Here is a 20933-nt window from a genome sequence, read left to right on the forward strand (position 1 = left end):
TTTGAAATGAAAAAGGCCTTTATTCATATTGGACCTCATAAAACAGCATCTACTTATATACAAAAGCAATTGTTCGATAACAAAGACAGTTTAAAACAGGCTGGTTTTATATATCCAGACGAAGGAATAAATATTCAATGGGGGCACCATCAACTTGCAGAATTTGCAAAAAATGAGAAAGAAAAAGAATTAGAAAAAACAATTGGTTCAATAAACCGTGAATATAATTTGGTTCTTTCTTCAGAGAACTTTGATCGTTTAAATTCAAAGCAAATTTTACTATTAAAGCGAGTTTTAAATGACTATGAAATTCACATTATTTATGTGAAAAGAAGATGTGATGATCTTTTAGTTTCTACTTGGCAAGAAGAAATTAAGCATGGCTCATCAATACCATGGGAAAATTTTTTCTTAAATCATGTAACTAGACCATTTATTAGTGAAATACTTAACCATACAATTATATTAGACAGGTTTTCTGAAGTGTTCGGAAAGGAAAACATTTCAATCATTGATTACGACAAATGCAAAGCCGACAATGTGTCGATCTTTACTACTTTTTGTAACCTACTAAATTTACCTCTTAAAACGTTCATTCATTCAAGTGACAAAATAAATATTTCTATCAATTATAGTCATATTGAGATTATTCGCTATCTCAACGAGCTAGCAAGTGATCTGGGAAATAAAAACTCTGCGGACATCAGAGATAGTTTTCTTAAATACGTAAAAAGTAATTCCGATTGTGAGGATTTACAATATTTATCTAAAAAAATTAATAAGAGAAAAGTTTCTTTTCAAATAGACAATTCATATATTTTCAGCTCAAGCAACAATATATTTAATGAAAAATATGCAGGGAGTGTTTGCAATAACCAAAATGAATTTGTTTATAAACCGAAGTCCTACCTTTTGCCTGCTTATAATAGCTTAACTTCGAGCGCTGATATTAGCCGACTAGAAAGACTTTTGCATAAGATAAATATAAAAGGTTAAATTAGGTCATGAATTGGCATTCACTTATTAAAGAGTGTGAAAAGCTTATAGGCGAGAAAGATCAAACTAAAGCTATTAGTAAGCTAGAAGGTTATCTGCTTGAGCATTTAGATACTTCTTGGCCATATCACTTATTAGCAAAAACATATTTTGACGATTCGCAGTATTGGAGTTGCGCAGAGACCTTAAGAAGATCATCGTTATTCATTGATTGTCATCTTGAAAAGAATAATTACTTAGAATGTATGGCAAACCTAGCATTAGATGTGCTGGTCCACTTTTCAGATAAGCCGAATTGCTTTGAACCAACTAAACTAATAAATCATATTTATGAATCTTTTTATTTATACGTTTCAGCTTTAGAAAATAATGGAAATGCGAATCACCGGTTAAAGCTTCAAAAAAAACGTTTTGGAGTCTTTTTTAAAGTGCCTATAAAGTTACAAAAACAACTAAAATCAAAAAGCAGAATAGCGATATTGATGTCCGGACAAATTAGAGGTGTTGAATTAGTCTCTGAGAAATTGGAAAAGATGTCTAAGCATATTGATTTTGATATTTTTTTAGATGTTTGGAATAAGAAAGGTATAAGATTACCAACCTTGTTACCAGCCTCATTTGCCCATTTATCTCGATCTTTTAAGGGTGAAACTATTGCAAACATGCATAAAGCTAAACTTAATATCACCAGCATAACTGAAGAATCGCCTAGTTTTAAACAATTTATATTTAAAGATGTTGTAAAAGGCGAATTAACTGAAGCCTACAAAACTGGTAACATTAGAGTTTGGGATGAAAACGAGTTTCTTTTAGAAAACAGAGAGAAGATCGATTTACTCTGTAAACTCAACAGTGAAAGCATGTCACACGCCTCCCCAAGTAATATGGCTAAAATGGTTTATCTCAACTTTAAAAACTTTGAACAATTTCAAACATCATCTAAAAATAACAGTTTTGAATATATATTGAAAACCCGACCAGATATAGTACTAAATTTAACGGAAGAAAAAATTGCCTCATGGATAGATGATATTGAAAGTCAAAACTGTGACTTATTCATAGATTACCATGGAGCTCTACCAATGTCGGGGGACCAATTTGCATTTGGAAAAGTTGAAACTATAAAATTATATTGCAACTTGTGGAATTTCTGGGATCAACCGTCGAAACCTAGAGTACAAACTCATTCGCTATCAAAACCTCACCAACGATTAACTGATTACTTGTCTGAAATGAACTTACAAGTTAAGACTCTTAATAAAGTTAAACAGTCATTTGACACGAGTTACTTTATAAGTGAAAAGTCTTTAGAAAAAGCGCTTGAGTTTAGCCTTAAGGATATTTTTAAAACTGAAAGTAGAGAAAGTATTATTAAATTTTTGCAACTCCAACAATCGATTTGATATGAATTAGTGTGATTCATAGACATCCTTTCACTATACTTGGATGTTATCAACAATGAAACTCTCCAAAGATTAGTCTGCATAAAGCTACATGAATCTACAGGTGATGCGGGGGGTTGATTACCTCAAATGTGGAATCACTAGGTCAACTCTTCGTTAATGGTGGCGACGATATCAAGAGCTAGGCAAGGATGGTTTAGTAAGCCAAAGTAAACGTCCTCATTCGTCCCCAAAACTTAAAACCACAGAAAAAGTTGAGAGACTGATTTTAGAATTACGCGCAACAAGAAATCCTAGTGCTAAAAGGCTTCAAGGCGAATTATTCAGACTTTATAATACGTCGTTAGTTCTCGCTACAATTTATAAAGTTTTAAAGGAGCATCAAGTTAACCCCGTTCAAAAATTCAGACCAAAAGTAGATTACATTCGATATGAACGGCCTTTGCCTAGCGATAGAGTACAAATGGTTAGGTGTAAAATAGGGCCTGGGCTTTATCAGTACACTTCAATTGACGACTCACTAGATATAGCGTTTTAATGCTCTACAAGCATCTCAAAGCTGCAAATACATTAGGCTTCTTTGACACTGTTATTGAAGAAATACCGTTTCCAATCCAGAGATTTCAAACGGATCGTGGAATGGAGTTTTTTGTTGAAAAGGTTCAGAAAAAATGAGGTCTTCGGGCATTAAATTCCGGCCTAACAAACTAACGTCACCTCATCTAAATAGTAAGATAAAGCGCTTTTAGAAAACCGATAAAACTATATTTTACGCAACTATAAATATCGAATATGAAGACTTAGATGTGCAATTCGCTGAATAGCGATACTAGTACAATTGGAGCTGACCACATAGAGGCGCCCAGAAAAGCAAAACATCAAGTACAAACTAGATCTAGAGATCGCAAGAATGGAACGATCTCTATGAATCAAACAAGCTAAAGGTTATCTATGACATCATACACAAAAAACCAATATTCCTATTTAAGGTTCACACTACTAGATTTTATTATCTAAAAACTCGATATATTCTTGTGGAACCCCACAAAAGATAACTTCTGTCCTTGGTACTATAGAATAATTGACAGTCTTTCCCATACTTATCAAGTCATTATACATTGGTGCTATATAGTACTCAGAGCCATCTACATCTTTTATATCTTTCTTTCTATAGTTTATAAAAATTTCGATAAAATCTTCAGCTCTTTCCCAATGATATAAACCTGTACAGCAGTATTTGGATACCTGTTTTTTTTCTGCAGTTAACTCCACAGTAAAGTCACCTTTACTTTTTGGAACAATATTACTCCAATTATCTCCTTCTCCAATGAACGTCTCTAAGTATCCGTCAGTTTTTGACCAGTCAAAGTTGGTTGCAAATTCAAAACCTGGTCTGAAAGTATCTATATTAAATATTGTGATTGGAGTTGAGCCAGGCACATTTGCCTTTATCAGGCCTAAGTAAACTGTCTCTGCTTGGCCCAGTGTTGGCTCTTCCAAAACAATCACATCGAAATTTTTAATCCCTAAAGTAATACATTTAGACTCTATGAATTTTTTCGTTTCTTTCACGTCTAAACAAATAAAAAGAAAAGATTCAGATTCAAAATACTTCTTGAAACTCAGCATTGCATGCTCAAATAAAGATTTGTTATGTGCATCTAACATATATTTCGGTTGATCATAACCGGCTAAAGTGAATCTTTTTGATAGGCCAGCCATAGGTATTATAAACATTTGTTTAAGGTCTCCAATTTTACTAATTTCGATGTTAACCTTAGAGCATTAGCAATCATCGCTTGCTGTCTATCAGGTCTATCGTAGTGCAGAGGTAACATGGATAAAAAAAGTTGAACATTAATTGCGATGATTTCGCTCTCTTCGTATTTAGACTTTTCAAAAATAGATTTCTTTATTACATTACTTAGGTCAAGTTGATTGATTCCAGACGAGAACTCGATATTGTAAATATCGTTTGCAACATCTATTTTAAATCTATTTGCAATAATGAGATCATATAGGCCTAGTGCTGAATGGTAGAACTTGGCAAGATCATATCTTTTATCTCCCCAGATAGTTACATTACCATTAGCACTCAGTCCTCTAGGGTCTATTAATTTTACCGCCTGAATTCGTGAATCAAATAAAATATTACTAAAACACATATCACCGTGAACAATGGCAATATCATCTAGTTTAGCTTTGTTAATATACTGGCTCGAAAAATTAGCCATTTCAGTTAATGACATTGATATCAATGAGTTTTTTTTCCAGGTAAGTTTTTTATTGATATCAAAAGAACTTTGCTTTTGGAAATTTCTTAATCGATCTAGCGTTTTGGGTAGATAAAGCTTATCAGTTTCTTTTAAGTCGAAGTCTTTAGTTTCGAACTGGCTAAACTCTCTCATAACTAAAGCCACAGAATCACATATTCTATTCCAAGCTCCAAGACTCAAAGCCCCATATACAAACAAATCACTTAACGGCAGTAAATAAAGGTATTCTAGTTTATAACTACCTTTACTTTCACTGTTGTTTGCAAACGGTTCGATTAGTTGAGGAATATGAATTCTCAAAGAGTTTGGCAATGAATCAAACCAATTGGACTCTGCAAGCATTTTATTGTCGTTAGAACTAGCTTTTTGAACTACTCTAGTTGTAATTTTCATTTCATTAAAAGCACGCTGAGTTGTAATTTCAGAACGGGATCTAAAAAAGCTATTCAAATGCCCCAAATCAAACCAATGCCCAGAACTAATTTCTTTAAGTTTAACTTCAGTTGCATATTGCTCCAAAGCTTTAACAAAATCTCCATTATTTTCAACGATACCTTTCATTAGTTTTGCTGGTTTTGTAAACGAAAAATAGCCTGAGACAACGGTTTCGTCTTCTCCTGCCCATTTGTTAGAAAAATGTTCAGAATGTAATGAATCTATAGATATGCTTGCTCGTTGGTAAAAGCCTTTATTTTTGTGCACGCTGATATGATCCTGAGACTCTAAATTGATATCAGTAAACAATGTGTCGCCGTGTAAAATACTCAATGTGTCATGCGGGTACCCTGTAGCGTTCCAACAATATAAGATCGACTCACCCAAGCTTAAATTTTCAGGAACGAAAATAAGCTCAACATTCAAATATTGAAGAATATGCCGATCTCCAGACTCTACCCGATATCCTTTCGGTAGAGACAAATAAATCTTACCTTTGAGCTGTTTAAGTAGTTCTATTTGATGTTCAAATAATCGCTTATTCCCTATAGGTAAGAATGATGGGGGGATTAAACCAATTTCCGATGCAAATTCATCCGTAATATATGCTGCCGAAGTAATTAATATCACGCGTTTCCACCATCCTTAAACGGGTTTTCTTTCGCTAGAAGCTCAACTATTTCTTCATGATCAAGGCTTGCAAATTCTGATGGCCTAATTGATTTATCATCAATATAAAAACCGTCGAATCCACACCATGGTTTAGCAACATGTATCTCATCATACGGAACATTATGTTTATCCAACCATTCAATAATTCCCGGTAAGGTATGAATATTTATCTTACCAATACTATTACTATATGTTCTCATATTTCTGCTAGTGGAAATAATTATTTCAAACCCCTTATCTTTGTATGTTCTTAATTTTTCTAAAACCTTTTCGTTTACAGGTTTATCTGAATAAGGTGCGTCTGAATCTATTGTCAATGTTCCGTCAAGATCAACTACTAATTTTTTCATTACGTTAATTGCCTAGTTTATAGGTGAAAGTGAATATCTAGGTTCTTTTATGCATGTTAGACATTCTATATATCTTATCTCGTTCAGAAACTTTAAACCGCTTTTCAGTTTCAATAGATTGATAAATAGATGTACCACATTGATTTATCTATTTATACAAAGGTGATTTTAAATAGTATGAACAGATACTTACATTAAAGTTAAATTAAAAATTCTTCATAAAATTTACTTTATGATTGAAAGCCTAAAACCATCCTCCCTCTAGCCAAATTATTCTACTCTAAACGGGTAAAGCATACGGAGAATAAAGACTTATTGAAGCGTTAGTTTTTTGATCCAATCTCTTAATAATATGAAACTAAATTATTGACACATAATATTACTATCAACACCTAACATAGTCGAGTTTTGTAATAATGTAATACATTCAACGATTTCAGTAGTAAATTACAAAACTTAATGGATTCGAAGCACTTTATAAAAACGTCCAGCAATCGTTGCATTTTCTAATTATATTAATTTAACAAGAATATGATTGAAGTAGAGTAAATATGTAATCACCCTTAAAGTAAATTTATTAAAAAAGCAGTTCTTCTTGTGCTAATCTGCGAAAAAAATTAAACAACTAGTATTTATTAGGGATGCAATGACTGAATTATATAATACAAAGTTTTACGACCTGCAAAGTCAAGAAAGTTTCGAAAGTGCCATAGAAGTAATTTCTGAACTGCAACGCTCACTTACTTTTAGGATAAAAAGCATCGTAGATTTTGGTTGTGGTGTCGGGAGTTGGCTGTCCGCCGCTAAGCAATTAGGAGTAGAAAGTGTTGTTGGAACTGACGGTGATTACGTACCTAGAAATAGATTGATGATAAGTAAAAATGAGTTTTACCCAAACGATCTTTCTTCACCTAACTCTATAGTTCTTCCTGTATCGACCTCAGATTTAGCAATATCGCTTGAAGTAGCGGAGCATCTACCTGAAAAGCAAGCAGAACCTTTTGTATCAAAGGTGACAAACACCGCTCCTATAGTACTATTTTCTGCAGCCATACCATACCAAGGAGGTCACGGGCATATCAATGAAAATTGGCCAGAATATTGGGAAAGATTATTTAATAAAAAAGGATATATCGCAGTAGATTTTTTACGATTAAAGCTATGGGATAATGAAAAAGTTTGTTGGTGGTACCGTCAAAACATAATAGTTTTTGTTGAGCAAACGAAAATAGATTTAATCAGTGCTAACTATTCCCTTAAAAAACCATTAAGCGTTATTCACCCTTTGCAATATTTGACTGCTGTACATCGCGAAAAAACGCAACGCCACTTCAACTTAGATCAAGATAAACTGTATTGGGCAAGTTTTAATAAAGGTATAGTAGAAAAAGTTCAAACTTATGGAAGTGAATACAGTTACACCGCAATTGATGAGCAAAAGATCAATACAATTGATGAATTAATCAAATTTAACAACCAGAAAAAAGATGCGGTAATTCAGGACGCGATTAGTCCCGTTCAGTACAAAACAAACAACCTCACTGAGTTAACACAGTTCGTAGAGAATATTGATACAAGAAGCCCTGATTTTCTTTGTGTGGGAATACAAAAATCCGGCACTACATGGTTAGACAAAATACTTAGAAAACAATCTAATTTATGGCTCCCCCCTCTGAAAGAGTTAAATTTTTTCAATAATTTAGCATTTGAAAAGAACAGCGCATATTCAGGTTGTTGGCGTCGAGCTTCAGCATTAAATAGACTCCACTTAGCAACTAAAAACAACCCAAGCATAAATGGAGATTGGTTATCTTTCTTGTTTCATTTATGCCAAGAACAAATCGATTTAGAATGGTATCTAGATATATTCTCTCGCGCACCAAAAAATAAGCTCTGTGGCGAGATCACTCCTGAGTATGCCATGTTGCCCATTAACGTAATTCAAGCAATTCATAGTCTAAACCCTAAAATAAAAATAATTTTTATGCTACGGCATCCAGTCGATCGAATTCAGTCTCAATTGCGTATGCTAAAATCAAGAGTTCCTATAGTTACGGAAGAATTATTAGGTGCAATTGCCTTTGAGGAAAGTGTTAAAAACAGATCTAAATACCTAAATATTCTTAAAAATTGGTACTCGGTATTTCCTCAAGAACAAATATTATTATTACCATTTGAAAAGCTTGAAAAAAAACCACAAAAAGTTAAGGAGTATCTCGAAAAGTTCTTAGATATTGAAATTACATGTGAAGAAAGTGATTTGTTTACGCCTGTACATGTTTCAAACTCAGACTATTCGGAAATTGCATTAAGTAGTGATTTAATAGACGAACTTGAAAATGAATGGCAACAACTAAAAGCTGAATATTTCAAAGATCTATGATTACTTTTAACTTCAAAGACCATTATATTGAGCACAATGATTTAGGGTTCTCAACTACTTTAGTTTGCCTTTCCAATTGGCAAGCAGAATTAGCTTCAAACTCTGACGAAGATGTAAATAGACGAATGGGAAATGCACTGATAGGCAAAATAGAAGCAAATCTAGTCTACATAGTCCCAACATCCAACTGTTGGTATAAAAATCTAGATAATATAAGCATCAATACATTATCTACTGAACTTTCAGGCCAAAAAAATTTATTGCTTATGGAATTTCTATGGGCGCTTATGGAGCGTTCAAACTCTCATCTTTGATGAATATAGATTTTGTAATTGCAATTTCATCTCAATATATGGTTAAAGACAAGTTCATGAAAAAAATTAAAGACGGTAGGTGACGATATTAAGACGTAGAATTGTAATTTACGATAACTTACATCCTCTTGATTGCATTCATGCTACGTTTATTGAGAAACGAACTAGCGTAAACTTAATTTCACTACCTTATTCTGGTCACCCATCAATTTATATTGTTAATGATGTTTATGGGTTGAAAAAGCTCGTAAGTGAATTCACCAGCGATGATTTTAAAGTATCTGATTTTGAAAGCGAACTTGTCGAACATTACAGTTAGTTATTACCATGTAAAGTAGGAAATACTAATAGTTGGATTGATGCTATTACGTTACTAGAAGACAATAGTAAAAAAATCAACTCTGAAATACTGAGTATCTGCTCAATAAAATATTCCAAAGAAATTAAAAACAACGTAGAAAAGTTTAAATACTTTTTTAAAGTTTGCTATTCAAAATAATGAAAAAAGAATGGGGCTTTTAGATTATTTATGGCAAAAATGGAAAGTTGAATTAAGAACAAAACACCGTTTAATTTGACTGAGTTTCCCCCAAAAAAAAGAGAGTTTTGATTGGAACAGCATTGAATTTTACTAATGTGATTAGCAAAAAGAATTTTATCGTAATAAGCATAACAACCAATTGTTAAACTGTTTGTGAGTCATGCGTATTGGCTTCAGGTTTGTGATCCACAGACATCATTTCATTTTCTCCGTTGCAACTCATGTTGATAATTGAATGCGCTTTTGAATTAATCTCGACTTAATCTGACATTTATTCTTGAAAAATTGAGAGTTACCCGTTTTGATAAAGGTGTCGAATCTTTTAATCAAAACAACAAGGTAACTATCATGTTGCATACTAGCAATCTAATCTTTAAACACAAAGCGGGTTTACTTAATATAGCTGAGAAGATCGGAAACGTATCAAAAGGGTGTAAAGTAATAGCGCACCTCATGATACTTTCTATCGCTATCAAGAGCTTGTTGAAGAAAGTGGTATTGATTCACTCACAATCATAGTCGCAGAACTGCAAATCTAAAGAACCGTGTAGTCGAACAAACTGAAAAAGCGGTTTTGGAGTCTGCCATTGAATTCCAAGTTTACGGAAAGCATCGAAGCAACAATGAATTGCATAAAGTTGGCGTGATTGTTTCAGGTAGTGGTACTCGTTCAATTTGGTTAAGACATAATCTCGAAAACTACAAAAAAACGCCTTAAAAAGTCGCCAATGAAGGGATCATTCTGATTGACGCTCAAGTCGCTGTACTTGAAAAGAAAAAGCAGGATAACGACGCTTATGGTGAGAATGAAACTGAGCATCTAGGCTACTTTGGTTCGCAAGTTACATTCTATGTTGTCAACATTAAAGGCGTAGGCAGGATCTACCAGCAGACGTTCGTGGAGACCTTCAGTAAAATCGCGTTTGCTAAGCTCTACACGACTATGGAGAAGCTTCAAAAAAATCTATTAGCGTGGATCGAAACCTAGAACAATAAACGATCTCACATACGTAAATATGCTGGGCAAAACGCCAATGGAAACATTATTCGATAGGAAACCGGTTTGGGCGGATAAAAATTTAGCTCAAACCTAATTTGAGCTAGTACATATAATCAAACTTATCAAAGTAAGCATTGCACCATGCTTACTTTGTAGTTAGCCAGTATGAAAGCGTAAACCTCGATTACTGAAATTTTAATTTAAGAGGTATTTTTGTTCTAAAATATTAAATTCATCTCTCATTTTCCCTTTAGCAGGTATAGTTTTTTTAATTTCTAATAAAAGTAGCATAGCTGCTTCGATATTTTTTTCTTTAATGTATAGGTTTACAAGCTTTAATGCATAATATTCAAAACTTTCAAAACCACTGTACTTTATAATTTCACAGGTTTTTTGTGCATACTTAATTGCTTGTTGATACAAATTTTTATTTGATAAGCATGTAGTAATTGAGTCATGAAATAAATAATTATCGGGGTTCAATTCAATAGCTTTTTCAAGATTTTTAGCTACGTCACACTGATTTTTAACCTGCAAAGATATAGCATAGTAAGCGTAACTCCTATAATGCGCACTATTAGCTTCATCATTCGCATAGTTAAATAGCTCTGTGTATTTATCATCACTTAACGGCATTTTTAATACGCACTTTTCAATTAAGTCGTAGACATCACACTCGGTTAATAACTTGGTGGTGAAACTAAAGTTTTCATTTATATCATTTGATGTTATCGACTGAGACAGAAGTTTAGCTAATCCAATTTTTTGCTCAATGTAAGGAGGAATTCTATGACCTCCATTCTTAATTGTCCTAACAGTGATATTCTTTAAATTAGTTAGACCTTTCACCAGACCATGATCTGAAAAGCATGCTTCTCCAACTAAAATATCACTTTGTACGTTGCTTTTACTGATAGTTTCAATCAGATTAGGGAAGTCTTCTGGCGGAACTTTGTCATTACACAAATTATTGTAATATCCTCTAGGACTTCCTAATTTGGCCTCTACACCAGTAACAAGTGAATAATTAGCATGGCACTTTGCAGCATAAAGTAATGCTCCATAGGCACCCATAGACCCCCCGTAGAAAATTACTTTTTCATTCCCTAAATTTTTAAGATGTTTTATGAGACTAAATGCAATCTCATCAATATTTAATCCTAAACCTGGAATTTCCTTAATGTACCAATTATTATTCGGGCAATTTATAAAGATCAAATTTGCATCGAGACTTCCTAGTGCGTGAATAGCTGAAAACTTCCCTTCAGGAACGTTAACGCTCGAAAAAACAACTACAGTATTTGGTAATCCCTTGTTTATAACTTTTATGAAATTACTCACTATCAATATCCTCTTGCAGCGCTCTATCTAACTCTTCGAGGTTCAATACTTCTGTTGCTAACCAGCACAATACCGGAATAATGGTATAGTTTAAGTTTTTTATATGAAAGTGACTCCAAATTAAATTGTGTGGGGACTTTGTAGATATCAACGGTTCTCGTCCTACTAAATTTTCATATTGGTTTAATTCGACCCACAAATCGCAAAGTACAGTCATTGTCTTAGGTGTAGTGATATAAATTTGATCATCTATAAATCTGTTTACAATAAACCCAGTAGCTACAGTACGCTCTGCTATGATTGATGGCAAATCAAGTTTATCACTAACAACCAAATCGGGTCTTATCCTTATTACAGCGTCAAAATCAATTCCATGTTCATTTTCATACTCTCTTCTCAGCTTATCGCACATATATATTTTGTATAACATTTTATATGTATTTACATTGACAGGAAGATCGATTTTTGGAGCTTTAAAGTCACTATCATCTTCAATAACACATATAGAATTTGGATATTCTGCACCTAATTCAGCATAAGTTATATTAGGTTTGCTATCTATTTGCTTAGATAATTCGTCAAAAAACCGAGGAAACCGTGTGTGTAAATCCAAATTTCCTTCAGAATTATTAATAATTTTATTTGCTATATTTTTACCAGTCATTCTAGATAACTGATGCACATCCATTGCACCAGCTTTCTTACCGCCAGTTTTTTCCCAAGTATGAATGAAATATGTAACTTCATAGTCTGCTAATGCACTTTTTAACCGTTTCATTGCATTTTTGTAGTTTCGCATTTGTCCTGATAGGCAAACAGCTACTTTTAACTTTTTATTTTTCTTAAAACTTTTAAAAGGAAAAGAATCAAATAGTTCACATGATCGAATAAAAGATGCCGAAAAGTTTTCTTTTAAAATAGCTTTTAAATATCCGTTTTTACGAAGAATTAATGGTAAATAAAAAGGAATTCTCAACTTATGTTCAATTTTAGGTAAATAATGCCTGAGTTTTCTATTTCTGAGACATAAATATAAGATTCGATTTGATATCACCGGATTCGCTATTTGAATTAACTTTTCTATATCTCCATCGAGACATTTAGGGCTAAGAAGAGAAGTAATAGTAGTACTATCAATATTATTAAATTGATTATGTTCTTTAAAAATATCTTGTTTCGATTCTAGGCCATTACTTTTGATTGCAATCGAAAATGCATATTCCCACAGTCCAGAAAGTAGAAGTGTTTCAACTATTTTTTCTTTGCTGCTCTCATTATTCTTAAGATATGTTAGCGAATAGTATGCTGCATTCTGGATATTTAAGTTTTTAGTGTCGTTATACATTTTTTATATATTCGCTAAACCAAATTGTATTTTTTTCTTGATGTGTAGCTACTTCATCAATGGCGTGCTGAGAAATATTGTAACTCTTGCCAACATGAACTAGCACATTTGCGTTAGCTATAAATTCTGATTCGGGCAAGGCCAAAAATCTACTAACCTTAGCAAGCTGTTGTTTACCGTCTTTTTTTAGTGATTCAGATAATAATGGTAGAAATTGTTTCTTATCTATAAACTTTAGCCATGTATTCATTATTCGCTCATAATTTCCCCTCTCAATGACGTCCCAATCAGAAGCACAAGAAATTACGAAATTATCAACTTCTTCCTGATTTGTTTCGTTTGTATATCCCTGCTGAAGTAATCTCATCTTTATTCCTGATAAAGCTCTTTGTAATGGATCCCGCATCACTAATATAATTTTTATTTCTGGGTAATGTCCAACAACGTCTTTTACATGCTCCTCATTTAGTAGAGAGTATTCAGGAGTCATTTCACCTTTGATAGCCTCAACAGGTGCATAATCGAAAACACTTTGATACCAAGAGTAATCAACGTTATCTTTTTCTCCGATAAGTGTGGCCTGCTTTATCTTGTTCCAATCTATTTTATTGCGATTTTCTTCATTAATCGCATAACTGATAGCTTTTAAAGCGTGAGACTCGCGGTGCGCTTTATTCCACTTAAAAGCTTCTGGCATATAATAAGTATTAAAAAACTGTAACTCTTTTACAACTGGCGTCCATATATTTGGATGACTTTTAAACATCTTATCTAGCCAAGTAGTTCCTGCCTTCTGAGCACCTATTACTAGAAAATCAGGTTTTGCCATAACGTTTCCTTATCAGATTAGCGAGCGACTTTGCAATGTTGACAGACTATGTACGAAAGATTCCCAATACCTAAAAAAGTTGGTTTCATATTGTTTACCGACGCCTTTTTCCTCGAAGTCTAAACAGGTAAAATCTTCAGAGAACAAGATGCTCACGTCATACCTAGTACATATCTCTATTAGAACTTGCTCGGCTAGGTTCAGGAATTTAACTTTCTTGATAACTATCAGCTTTTTAGGCAAAACTAAATATTTTTTGAACAGTACATCTAAGTCATCAAAGTTACTCACATCTAGAATCTCTGATTCAAGTGTATTTACTAACAAATTAGTAAAAGAAGATAACAGTAATGTTTCATTATCTCCTACTACCCATGCAAACTCCCCTAATTTTTCAAGCGAAGGATCTAAAAATGGTGGTAAAATATGACCTAATGCAGGTAAGCAATTCTCTTCGCTCACTCGTGGCAGGTAATGAGTATAAATAACTAATTCATCTTTAATAAATGGGAGATTCACTTCAGAAACGATAGAGCCTGCTTGAAGATTAATATTTTCGTTTAACCCATCATATAAATTAAGGATAATATCAAAAGAGCATGTTCTTATTAAGGTATTTAATTCAGTTTCACATAAGAACCTTATATCTTTATCATGTGACTGTGCTGGCTCCGGTTGTTCGAGTTTAACTAAAGTTAAGCTTTCAACGTTCCAAGACATCAAGTCAACTCTCGCCTTTGCTAACCAATGAGCGATTTTTTTCTCATTACCATATTCTTTAGGAAGGATTATGAGTAAGGCCTTTTTTGCAATAACTTGTTTATGGAAATTATCCAGTGTGATGCCTATATCACTCTTGATGAGAGCATAACTTTTTAAAGATGCCTTTGAGATTTCATCAAGTTGAATAGGTTCATACGCTAGTTCGCACATTTTAAGCGCTAATTCTTTAAAGCTCTTACATAGGTGAAATTCATGAGTCGCGGGAAAGCCTTCAAAAGCATGTTCATGAGACATAACGGCCTTCTTTTGAGACAATGCTTCGGCCACTTTAATCTTTAACCCAGTTGAAAACTCCATTGGTGTAATGGCAACGTGAATTTGATCATAAAATTCATCAATGGAATCAACATACCCCACACTTTCAAAATAATTTGAACCTAAATCTTTAAGTTCTTTACAGATAGAACCCGCTATTTTTACAGTTAACGGAGGACAATATTTATTAAAAATAGGCTCCGCCACATTAAAGAATTCTAAAAGATTTGTTTTATTTACATTATTATTTGCACCGATAAACCCAAACGTCACTCCTGAGTCTAAACCAACTGTAGTTAAATTTTCTCTACAATCGTCTATATGCAGCAAAGTATTTACTTTGGCAGTAGTGTTCATTTTTTCGAATAGAACTTTTTCTTCATCTTTAATCGCCCAAACTAAATCTGCTCGATTTAGACCTTTAAGCTCTTCAGAATGTGTTGTGTGAAAAAATTCTTTTTCTAATCCATTTAATTCCAATAACTCTCTGCGGCCACTGAATTTATCATGTGTATCAAGCACTTTTAATGCGCCTTTAGGCACAAAATCCAACGCTTTACTTAACCAAGTATAATTGACAATAACAGCGTCATAAGTTCGAGATGCAAGAGTTTTTTGCAAGTGATTTTCTAAAGCAGGATCCCACCACTCATCGATTTGGTGGTCGTCTCCATGTTTGGGCCAATCATGAAGAGGCATTGAAGGCCACACATGGTCTACAATTTCCCATTGCTTTTGCATTTCAACTCGGCTTTCTACAGGTGCATAATCCCTCCAATCTCCTTCACTAGCATAATGTATGTAGTGAATTTCGTAGCCTCTGTCTTTAAGGGATTTGCAAACAGAATAAATTCGTTTACGGTTCCCATAATTGAGTGGCCAAGTTGGTGTAGGAGCAACAATCAATGCTCTTAATATGTTTTTAGACATTTTCAACACCATCAAAACCAGCGAGGTTTAAGGTTGTATTGCTATAAATAGCGGATAGTTGCCATTGAAATATACCTGGATCATCTGTTTCATAGAATAAACCTTGTATGTTCCTATGAATTGGTGGCAAGCTACTCAAGTAATCTCGTAAGTTCTGGATCATATCAGTTAATTGAGTTTCCATTTCTTCTGGCTTCAACATGAAGTCTGATGCTGCTTGCCATGCAGCCCTTCTTCTAAACCAAGCCCTACGTAACCTTTTAGATTCAACAAGATGATCAACGCTGGCAAGTGGATTGTATATTTCCAAATATTTTGATTCTTTTACAAACGCTAAAACTTCATTTTCTTCATTAGAAAGAAGTATTTGCCCCCCTCCTTTTCGACCAAGGTTTACTGAAAACCCACCACTTTCAACAAGCACTTCTCTTCTAAAAGAGATATTGGCTCCAGCAAACCACTCTCCTTCTTCTGCAACTCTTAATGCCCCCCCCCAATCAACAACGGAGACATTACCAACAAGCTCATCCCCTAGCCAAGTTGGTCGAGGAATTTCCCAAATCGGAGCTATCCGTCCTCCAACGACTCCAACATTTTCGAATGATTCGAAACCTTTAATTACTTCTTCGAGCCATTGAGGCTCAGCTATTGCGTCGTCATCCAAGTATGAAATATAGGGTGTACTAGTGCTTCTAATTGCAACATTTCTGGCATTAGATAATCCTGGTGTTTTTTCAAAAACATAGTGAAGATTATCTATATCTTTATATAAATCTGAAAACTCTTTTCCTTCTTCCTTTTCAGCATTAGGGGTGTTATCTATAATCCAAATTTCATATTCAGTTTTGGGTAATGTTTGAATTAACAAACTTTCGACCGCTTTTTTCAGTACATCGTAGCGATTATAAGTACAAATTACAGCAGCAACTTTTGTCATTACACGATCTCCAACTGATTGAATGCTACTCCCAGTTTCCTTCCATCACTAGAAGCTGGGTCAATATCTTTTGGAGAGTACAAATGCGGAATAAACATACTAATTACAGTATCTTGTACTCTATCGCTACTATTTAGACTGATGATTAATTCAACCCCTGTTTCTCTTTGTTCAATGGATGGTTTCGCCAGCTTTCCATCTATATATAATTTAATTGACGAAAAAATCTCTGGTTTTATCGCGGCATGTAAAGTTAAACGCAAGGTCTTTTCTTCTGTTCTATCGATAGGAACATGAAAAGTGTTAATTCGATCTGGCCCTGTCCATCTAATATGTTTTCCCGTTCCAATTGCTTCGGGTTCGTAAAAGTTATCACCTATAGGAACTGCATCTCCAGCGCTGATCAAGACATGAGGGAGCTTGCTTCTTGTTAATAATGTTACTTCAGGAAGGCTAAAGAATAGTTCAGACTTATTTATCAAACTCTTCAATTGACTTAGCTCCTTATCAGTTTGCTTTGCGCTCACCATTATTGTTGCTAACTTTTCCAATAAATAGTTTGTTCTATCTTCACTACTAGTTAGATTTTGTAGCTCTTTTTGAATTTGGTTCAGTACACTTGTTTTTTCTAACATAGAAGTTCCCACTTGCTAGTATTTATAATTTTTCAAGACCATTTTTAGGTGATGAGTAAACTTTGATTAATTCTTCTAATTTGAAAGTGGTTTCCACCAACTATCATTGACTAAATACCAATCAATAGTTTTTGTAATGCCGCTTTCAAACGTTTCTTCAGGTTTATATTGTAATTCATTATTAGTTTTAGTGGCATCTATAGCATAACGTCTGTCATGGCCTGCTCTGTCGGTAACGTAAGTAATCAGGTTTTCTGCGCGGCCTTTAATTGCCTTCGCTGCATCTGGATACTTTTCTTGTAATTCAGTGCTAGTAGCAAACGCTTGATTCATTTTTTCACAAACCAGTTTTACTATATCAATATTAGCCCATTCGTTGTGACCACCAATATTATAATTTTCACCTATGCGGCCTTTTTTAAGAACCAACTCAATTCCGCGAGCATGGTCTTCAACATAAAGCCAATCACGAATTTGCTGGCCATCGCCATAAACAGGTAAGGGTTTATTATGCAAAATATTAGTGATAATGAGCGGAATTAACTTTTCTGGGAAATGGTAAGGACCATAATTGTTTGAACAATTACTGGTGGTTACCTCTAAGCCATAGGTGTGATGGTAAGCTCTTACTAGGTGATCACTGGCCGCCTTACTGGCTGAATAAGGTGAATTAGGGGCATAAGGCGTGTCTTCGGTAAAAGCCGGATCATTTGGCTCCAGTGTGCCATAAACTTCATCGGTACTGACGTGATGGAAGCGGTGTTGCAAAAGTTCCTTCCCTTCAGCTTTAGGAAGGTCAATCCACACTTTTTTTGCTGCTTTAAGCAGGCTATAAGTACCAATAATATTGGTTTCAATAAAGGCATCTGGGCCGGTAATTGAGCGGTCAACATGAGACTCTGCGGCAAAATGCACAATAGTATCTACTTGGTATTCAGCTAATAGTGATTCCACTAATGGCGTGTCGCAAATATCGCCTTTTACGAACACAAATTTTTCATAAGACTCTACAGACGCTAAGTTTTCTCGATTCCCTGCATATGTAAGGGCGTCGAGCACAATGACTGTATCTTCTGGATTATTCTGAATCCAATATAATACGAAGTTAGCACCGATAAATCCGGCACCGCCAGTAACAAGTAACACTTTATTTTTGGTCATTTCAAATATCTTTTATTTATTTTGTTGAGGTTAGCTGGTGAATAACTTCACTCAACTCTACTCGCCAATGTTTGGGTTCTAGTCCGTCAAAAGCCAACTTCAGTGAACTTTTATCTAATACACTATAGCTCGGTCTTTTTGCTGGAGTAGGATACGCTGATGTTGAAATAGGCTTAACCGGAATAGATTTATCTAATATTCCATTTTTGACGCCTAGTTCTTGGATCGCTAATGCAAAATCGTACCAACTGCACACACCTGAATCGGTAAAGTGATGCACTCCATTCACATTATGATTAACCGCATAAAAACAAGCTTTGGCTAAAGCACTGGCTGATGTGGGTGAACCAATTTGGTCATCAATAATACCAAGCTCGGGTTTCTCGGCCATCAACCGCAGCATGGTTTTCACAAAGTTATTGCCAAATTGAGAGTAAACCCAACTGGTTCTAATAATGCAACTGTACTTGGGGGCGTATTGCAAAAGCGCTCTTTCCCCTTCCGCTTTACTCGCGCCATATACACCAATAGGCTCAAGTTTGTCGTCAACCTGATAAGGAGAGCCTTTATCACCACAGAACACATAATCCGTTGAAACATGTACTAATGGTACTGAATTTTGATTTGCGCGCTTGGCCAGATTCTTTACAGCCGTACCATTGATTTCAAACGCTTGTTGCTCTTCTGATTCAGCTTTATCCACAGCGGTGTACGCTGAAGCGTTGATAATACCAGTGACATTATTGTTACTCAGTATTGAATTAACACTTTCAGCACTGGTTATATCAATATCGTCGCGGCCTAAACAAAGCAAACTATCATCTAATAGTTTTAACTCTTGTGCTAACTGACCACTTTTTCCAATAACTATAATCGTCATTTATCTGTTACTCGATATTCTACGATAACTAATCAAAGCTAGGTGCTGATTTAAAATCTAACCCTTCTGCATCTTTTGCAGATAAGCTAGGTGCTGCATCATTCACCAACGGCCAATCGATACCGATTGTAGGATCATCATAACGTATAGACACTTCCGACTCAGGGTGATAATAGTCAGTGCAGCGATAGCAAAATTCGGCAAACTCTGATGTGACGTAAAAACCATGGGCAAATCCCGCAGGCACCCATAATTGACGTTTATTTTCAGCCGATAATAGCACACCGACAAATTTGCCGAATGTTGGCGACGATTTACGCATATCTACCGCCACATCATAGACTTCACCACTGGTGACTCGTACGAGCTTGCCTTGCGTATGCTCTAATTGGTAATGCATCCCACGTAAAATACCATGTTTGGATTTACTGTGATTATCTTGCACAAACTCTACGTTTGCTACATGCTGTTTAAACCAGTCATCTCTATATGTTTCCATAAAAAAGCCACGCTCATCACCAAACACTCTAGGTTCAATAATTTTCACGTCTTGAATACTAGTTTCTACTAATTTCATACTTCTACTTCACTTTCTCAGTTAACAGTTTGGATAGGTATTTGCCGTAGCCACTTTTTATTAGAGGTTGGGCTAATTTTTTAAGCTGCTCGTCATCAATAAAGCCTTTACGGTAAGCAATTTCTTCAGGGCAACATATTTTTAAACCCTGGCGTTTTTCAATTGCGGCAATGAAATTGGATGCGTCGAGTAAGCTGTCAATCGTACCTGTGTCTAACCAAGCAGATCCCCTTCCCATTAGTTCTACTCTTAAGTTACCTTGCTCTAAATAAAGATTATTGAGATCGGTAATTTCCAGTTCACCTCGATGGGATGGCTTTACCTGCTTTGCCAACTCAACCACTTGGTTATCATAAAAATACAAGCCCGTAACTGCATAATTGGATTTAGGATTAGTGGGTTTCTCTTCAATAGACAATGCTTTCCAATCATCATCAAAATCCACTACGCCATATCTCTCAGGATCTGTAACATGATAACCAAATACGGTGGCACCAGAGGTTTGTTTATTCGCATTAGTTAAAGACAATTGTAAGTCATGTCCATAATACAAATTATCCCCTAGTACCAGTGCACAATGGTCGTCGCCAATGAACTCTTCACCTAACAAGAACGCTTGTGCCAAACCATCGGGCGAAGGCTGTGCAACATAACTAAAGTTGACTCCCCATGCTTCCCCTGTCCCTAAAAGAGACTCAAAGCGAGGTAACTCTTCTGGGGTAGAAATTATTAAAATATCTTTAATACCAGCTAACATTAATGTGGAAATAGGATAGTAAATCATGGGTTTATCATACACCGGCATCAATTGTTTACTGATGACTGATGTTAGTGGATGAAGGCGCGTCCCTGACCCTCCAGCTAAAACTATTCCTTTTCTCACATTCATT

General features: G+C 34.8%; 18 protein-coding genes and 2 pseudogenes. 7 read left to right on the forward strand and 13 right to left on the reverse strand.

Going from position 1 to position 20933, the window contains the following annotated elements:
• Positions 1-6 precede the first annotated feature (6 nt).
• The 3 genes and pseudogenes from ABJE44_RS09610 to ABJE44_RS09620 all read left to right on the forward strand — a co-directional run.
• Positions 7-996, forward strand: a complete 990-nt coding sequence (locus tag ABJE44_RS09610; RefSeq protein WP_348111819.1) for a hypothetical protein — start codon at positions 7-9, stop codon at positions 994-996.
• Positions 997-1004: 8 nt separating this feature from the next.
• Entirely contained in the window at positions 1005-2399 is a 1395-nt protein-coding gene (locus ABJE44_RS09615; protein WP_348111820.1) for a hypothetical protein, read from the forward strand.
• Between the two features lie 216 nt (positions 2400-2615).
• A pseudogene (locus ABJE44_RS09620) lies at positions 2616-2937 on the forward strand (IS481 family transposase); the annotation flags it as partial.
• A gap of 461 nt (positions 2938-3398) precedes the next feature.
• On the opposite strand, the gene ABJE44_RS09625 reads toward ABJE44_RS09620, so the two are convergent.
• From ABJE44_RS09625 to ABJE44_RS09635, 3 genes are read right to left on the reverse strand one after another with little or no spacing between them, the layout of a single operon-like run.
• A complete protein-coding gene (locus ABJE44_RS09625; protein ID WP_348111821.1) occupies positions 3399-4136 on the reverse strand; it encodes a capsular biosynthesis protein in 738 nt (245 codons plus the stop codon).
• Positions 4127-5740, reverse strand: coding sequence for a hypothetical protein (locus tag ABJE44_RS09630; RefSeq protein ID WP_348120737.1), 1614 nt, complete (start codon positions 5738-5740; stop codon positions 4127-4129). The genes ABJE44_RS09625 and ABJE44_RS09630 overlap by 10 nt, the downstream gene beginning before the upstream one ends.
• A complete protein-coding gene (locus tag ABJE44_RS09635) occupies positions 5737-6132 on the reverse strand; it encodes an HAD-IIIC family phosphatase (RefSeq protein WP_348111824.1) in 396 nt (131 codons plus the stop codon). Before ABJE44_RS09635 ends, ABJE44_RS09630 begins: the two co-directional genes overlap by 4 nt.
• A 646-nt stretch (positions 6133-6778) precedes the next feature.
• Between ABJE44_RS09635 and ABJE44_RS09640 the strand changes: the two genes are divergently transcribed.
• The 4 genes and pseudogenes from ABJE44_RS09640 (at position 6779) to ABJE44_RS09655 (ending at position 10464) form a co-directional block, all read left to right on the forward strand.
• Entirely contained in the window at positions 6779-8515 is a 1737-nt protein-coding gene (locus ABJE44_RS09640) for a sulfotransferase (protein WP_348111826.1), read from the forward strand.
• Positions 8512-8829 carry a hypothetical protein gene (locus ABJE44_RS09645; RefSeq protein ID WP_348111827.1) on the forward strand — a complete coding sequence of 106 codons (318 nt, stop codon included), beginning with the start codon at positions 8512-8514 and terminating at the stop codon, positions 8827-8829. Before ABJE44_RS09640 ends, ABJE44_RS09645 begins: the two co-directional genes overlap by 4 nt.
• Positions 8830-8908: 79 nt before the next feature.
• Entirely contained in the window at positions 8909-9148 is a 240-nt protein-coding gene (locus ABJE44_RS09650) for a hypothetical protein (RefSeq protein WP_348111828.1), read from the forward strand.
• 570 nt (positions 9149-9718) lie between these two features.
• Positions 9719-10464: pseudogene (locus tag ABJE44_RS09655) on the forward strand (helix-turn-helix domain-containing protein).
• A 101-nt stretch (positions 10465-10565) separates the two neighbouring features.
• Here the strand turns inward: ABJE44_RS09655 and ABJE44_RS09660 are convergent.
• The 10 genes from ABJE44_RS09660 to rfbA all read right to left on the reverse strand — a co-directional run bounded on the left by ABJE44_RS09660 (position 10566) and on the right by rfbA (position 20932).
• The gene (locus ABJE44_RS09660; protein ID WP_348111829.1) at positions 10566-11711 is read right to left on the reverse strand and encodes a hypothetical protein; all 1146 of its coding nucleotides are present in this window, start codon (positions 11709-11711) and stop codon (positions 10566-10568) included.
• On the reverse strand, positions 11704-13056 hold the full coding sequence (locus tag ABJE44_RS09665; protein ID WP_348111831.1) for a hypothetical protein: 1353 nt from the start codon (positions 13054-13056) through the stop codon (positions 11704-11706). The genes ABJE44_RS09660 and ABJE44_RS09665 overlap by 8 nt, the downstream gene beginning before the upstream one ends.
• Entirely contained in the window at positions 13049-13885 is an 837-nt protein-coding gene (locus ABJE44_RS09670) for a sulfotransferase (protein WP_348111832.1), read from the reverse strand. Before ABJE44_RS09670 ends, ABJE44_RS09665 begins: the two co-directional genes overlap by 8 nt.
• Before the next feature lie 12 nt (positions 13886-13897).
• Positions 13898-15853, reverse strand: a complete 1956-nt coding sequence (locus ABJE44_RS09675; protein WP_348111833.1) for a glycosyltransferase — start codon at positions 15851-15853, stop codon at positions 13898-13900.
• Positions 15846-16790: a glycosyltransferase family A protein gene (locus ABJE44_RS09680; protein ID WP_348111834.1), complete on the reverse strand. Its 945-nt coding sequence runs from the start codon at positions 16788-16790 to the stop codon at positions 15846-15848. Before ABJE44_RS09680 ends, ABJE44_RS09675 begins: the two co-directional genes overlap by 8 nt.
• Complete coding sequence (locus tag ABJE44_RS09685) at positions 16790-17425, reverse strand: hypothetical protein (protein WP_348111835.1); 636 nt, start codon at positions 17423-17425, stop codon at positions 16790-16792. Before ABJE44_RS09685 ends, ABJE44_RS09680 begins: the two co-directional genes overlap by 1 nt.
• Before the next feature lie 75 nt (positions 17426-17500).
• Positions 17501-18586 carry a dTDP-glucose 4,6-dehydratase gene (gene rfbB / locus ABJE44_RS09690; protein ID WP_348111836.1) on the reverse strand — a complete coding sequence of 362 codons (1086 nt, stop codon included), beginning with the start codon at positions 18584-18586 and terminating at the stop codon, positions 17501-17503.
• A gap of 16 nt (positions 18587-18602) precedes the next feature.
• Entirely contained in the window at positions 18603-19466 is an 864-nt protein-coding gene (gene rfbD, locus ABJE44_RS09695) for a dTDP-4-dehydrorhamnose reductase (RefSeq protein ID WP_348111837.1), read from the reverse strand.
• 28 nt (positions 19467-19494) lie between these two features.
• A complete protein-coding gene (gene rfbC / locus ABJE44_RS09700) occupies positions 19495-20043 on the reverse strand; it encodes a dTDP-4-dehydrorhamnose 3,5-epimerase (RefSeq protein ID WP_348111838.1) in 549 nt (182 codons plus the stop codon).
• Positions 20044-20047: 4 nt separating this feature from the next.
• Positions 20048-20932, reverse strand: a complete 885-nt coding sequence (rfbA, locus tag ABJE44_RS09705; RefSeq protein WP_348111839.1) for a glucose-1-phosphate thymidylyltransferase RfbA — start codon at positions 20930-20932, stop codon at positions 20048-20050.
• Position 20933 lies beyond the last annotated feature (1 nt).

Source organism: Paraglaciecola sp. (assembly GCF_039942875.1).
Classification (GTDB): Bacteria; Pseudomonadota; Gammaproteobacteria; order Enterobacterales; family Alteromonadaceae; genus Paraglaciecola.

Excerpts from the sequence above, each read along its gene's own strand:
- rfbB (WP_348111836.1), bottom strand. The coding sequence starts at position 18,586 with ATGACCAAAAATAAAGTGTTACTTGTTACTGGCGGTGCCGGATTTATC.
- ABJE44_RS09680 (WP_348111834.1), bottom strand. The coding sequence starts at position 16,790 with ATGACAAAAGTTGCTGCTGTAATTTGTACTTATAATCGCTACGATGTA.
- ABJE44_RS09675 (WP_348111833.1), bottom strand. The coding sequence starts at position 15,853 with ATGTCTAAAAACATATTAAGAGCATTGATTGTTGCTCCTACACCAACT.
- ABJE44_RS09640 (WP_348111826.1), top strand. The coding sequence starts at position 6,779 with ATGACTGAATTATATAATACAAAGTTTTACGACCTGCAAAGTCAAGAA.
- rfbD (WP_348111837.1), bottom strand. The coding sequence starts at position 19,466 with ATGACGATTATAGTTATTGGAAAAAGTGGTCAGTTAGCACAAGAGTTA.
- ABJE44_RS09610 (WP_348111819.1), top strand. The coding sequence starts at position 7 with ATGAAAAAGGCCTTTATTCATATTGGACCTCATAAAACAGCATCTACT.
- ABJE44_RS09670 (WP_348111832.1), bottom strand. The coding sequence starts at position 13,885 with ATGGCAAAACCTGATTTTCTAGTAATAGGTGCTCAGAAGGCAGGAACT.
- rfbC (WP_348111838.1), bottom strand. The coding sequence starts at position 20,043 with ATGAAATTAGTAGAAACTAGTATTCAAGACGTGAAAATTATTGAACCT.
- ABJE44_RS09625 (WP_348111821.1), bottom strand. The coding sequence starts at position 4,136 with ATGTTTATAATACCTATGGCTGGCCTATCAAAAAGATTCACTTTAGCC.
- ABJE44_RS09665 (WP_348111831.1), bottom strand. The coding sequence starts at position 13,056 with ATGTATAACGACACTAAAAACTTAAATATCCAGAATGCAGCATACTAT.
- ABJE44_RS09635 (WP_348111824.1), bottom strand. The coding sequence starts at position 6,132 with ATGAAAAAATTAGTAGTTGATCTTGACGGAACATTGACAATAGATTCA.
- ABJE44_RS09645 (WP_348111827.1), top strand. The coding sequence starts at position 8,512 with ATGATTACTTTTAACTTCAAAGACCATTATATTGAGCACAATGATTTA.
- ABJE44_RS09685 (WP_348111835.1), bottom strand. The coding sequence starts at position 17,425 with ATGTTAGAAAAAACAAGTGTACTGAACCAAATTCAAAAAGAGCTACAA.
- rfbA (WP_348111839.1), bottom strand. The coding sequence starts at position 20,932 with ATGAATGTGAGAAAAGGAATAGTTTTAGCTGGAGGGTCAGGGACGCGC.
- ABJE44_RS09615 (WP_348111820.1), top strand. The coding sequence starts at position 1,005 with ATGAATTGGCATTCACTTATTAAAGAGTGTGAAAAGCTTATAGGCGAG.